Genomic DNA, 2661 nt, shown 5'->3' with positions numbered 1-2661 from the left:
CAGACTCTCCCATTATGGCAATATACTCTCCTGCTTCAACAGTAAAATTAATTGACTTTAGAGCTTCAAGCTCATTTTTCCCAAAGCGACTTCGGTATATCTTTTTTATATTTTGAACTTCTAACATCTTCCATCTCTTTCATAAATACTCTTAATCATTAACAGCAATTGGCTTTGCATAATAAAGAAAAATCATTGCATCATATAAATTTTTTGGAACTTCCTTTACTCTATAACTTGTTGGAATAAATTTCATAAGTGGAGAGTATCCTTCGCCCAAACTTATCATGTTGGTTTCTTTATTTATAAGGTCAAAAGTTTCTCCATCTTTAACTTTTGTAAAATCTAAATAATATTTTCCTTTAAATTTTCTCGCACTGTAAGCTAAAGGATCAGCAGATACAAAGACATGGTTTGACCTCTTGTTATCTGGACCAATTTCATTAATATTTACAATTCCCTTATAAAAGTCTGTGCCTATAATAAAATATTTTTCTCCAAAAATTTCCTTTAAGTGAGAACCCATAGGCTCATAAAATTTTCCACTTTTGGCAATGTGACCGTTGTGACCAGAAATTAAAAGCAGATCATTTCCCTTTGACCTTTCAAAATCACTTATCCACTTAACATTTCCAGCCATAAACTCATCTCTCACCTTGTTCACTTTTCCATAGTCATTAAAATCTAATTCGTAATATTTTACGCTGTCCAAGACATTTGTAAGAGCTCTTGAAGCTATTTTTGCATTGGGAGAAGATAGGGCGTCTGCATGAGCTTTTATTTCTAACAACAAATCTTTTTTATCTTTTAGCTGTGAAATCTTAAATTTTTCATCTTTAATAAAGGAAAACTCCTTTTGTAAGTCTTTTGCTTGTAATATATTGTTGTTTTTACAAAAATCTAAAATTAATTCCATGGATTTTTCTGGGTTTTGCATATCAAAGCCGTAAAATGAAAGCTTGTCCTCATCTTTTGCCTTTTGGTTGTAGTCAAACATATAATTTATGAGATCATTCATATTCTTTGTGTGATAAATATTAAAAGAGAACACACTAGAAATATTTTCATCTCTTTTGTTTCCATGAATATAATTATTTATCATCACGCCTTCGCCAAAATCAGCTTCAAGGCAAAAGTTTTTTAAATTATTTTTTTCAACTAAAGTCTTTAGAACTTCTAATCTTAAATCTTGAAAATCAGAATTGCCGTGAGTGGCTTCCCCTAGTCCAACAACTTCTATATGGTCATCTAAATTTATTTGGCTTAGGTCTTTGCCATAGTCTTCTATATCAGAAATATTTTTTCTTGCACTTAACTTTGGAAGGTTAATCCACAAAAAATCTCCAAGCCCTACAAGAAAAATAATAGCTACTATAAAAATTAAAATTCCCTTAAAAATTTTCTTTATCATTTTCTCACCTCTTCCTACATTATAAATCGTACAAAAAAATAAATCCTTTTATTTACATAACAAATAGAGCTTTAATGTGACATTTTTGTAAGATATAAAAAAAGAGTGCTAAGCACCCTAATCTAAAATATTTTTTAAATTTATATACATCTTTGTGCCAATCTTTGGCTCTGACTCACATCTCAATGTCACTCTTAAAGACTTACCAATATTTTTTGAAAGGTTAAGTCCCAATCCCGTTGACTTTTTCTCCAACCTACCATTGTAACCAGTGTATCCTGCATCAAAAATTCGCGGTAAATCCTCTGGCATTATTCCAATTCCATTGTCCTCAATTACGAGTTCATCTTTCTTTAAATAAATTGCCACTCTTCCATTTTTCGTGTACTTGATTCCATTAGAAATAATTTGCTCTAATAAAAAAGAAAACCACTTGGCGTCAGTTAAAATTATTTTCTTAGTTTCGAAAAAGTCTACCCTATTATTTTTTCCAATAAACTGAATTGAATATTTTCTGATTACTCCCCTAATAATTTCGTCTAAATTATACTTGTCAAAGACGTAATCTGTACTGTCTGCATTCAGTCTTGCATAGCCTAAAATATTCCCCACATATTCTTCGATTTCAAAAATTTCTTTTTCGCATTCTATTTTGTTTATTTCATCTTTTTTGAGTAAAAGTTTTAGTGCAAATATTGGGGATTTTATTTGATGAGTCCAAATAGTCAAATAATTTTTTACATCAGCTCTTCTCTTTTCTTCAAGAACTTTAAAAATTTTATTTTCTTCTGCGCTTTTACAAAGAGCTCTTGATAATGGAGAATCCTTTATTTCTAACATTTTTTCGTAGTTTTTTTGATTTAAAAGAGCTGTTTCTTCTCTGTAATCTCTGTCTCTTGTGGAATAAAGAAAAACCATATAAATAAAAAATAAAAATAGATATAAAAAAGCTATGTAAATAGATTTGTCTCTATCAAATTCAAAAATTAAATAAGTTCCCAAAATATAAAAAAATATGAAAAGTCCAAAAATTAATGTGAATTTTTCTCTCTTTAAAAAATTTTTAAATGACAGGTGGGACATAATAGCCTACTCCTTTCTTAGTTTTTATAAGTTCAAAAATATTTATATCTTCTAGCTTTTTTCTAAGACGCATTACATTTACTGTTAAGGTGTTATCGTCAATATAAGAGTCCGTTTGCCAAATTTTATCAATAATTTCATCTCTATTAACAACTTTACCTGGCTTT

The 2661-nt window shown here is 29.3% G+C and carries 3 protein-coding genes; all 3 read right to left on the bottom strand.

Going from position 1 to position 2661, the window contains the following annotated elements:
* Positions 1-151: 151 nt before the first annotated feature.
* Positions 152-1411 (bottom strand): erythromycin esterase family protein, encoded by a 1260-nt coding sequence (locus Q0U74_RS07780; protein WP_297393901.1) that lies wholly within the window; start codon positions 1409-1411, stop codon positions 152-154.
* Between the two features lie 117 nt (positions 1412-1528).
* Positions 1529-2494: a sensor histidine kinase gene (locus tag Q0U74_RS07775; RefSeq protein ID WP_297393899.1), complete on the bottom strand. Its 966-nt coding sequence runs from the start codon at positions 2492-2494 to the stop codon at positions 1529-1531.
* On the bottom strand, positions 2475-2661 hold a 187-nt coding region (locus Q0U74_RS07770; RefSeq protein WP_297393897.1), incomplete at its 5' end, for a winged helix-turn-helix domain-containing protein. The genes Q0U74_RS07775 and Q0U74_RS07770, both read right to left, overlap by 20 nt.

Origin of the sequence: uncultured Peptoniphilus sp., from assembly GCF_946998875.1 — a bacterium.
Classification (GTDB): domain Bacteria; phylum Bacillota; class Clostridia; order Tissierellales; family Peptoniphilaceae; genus Peptoniphilus_A.
This window is presented reverse-complemented; position numbering and strand designations above follow the sequence as displayed.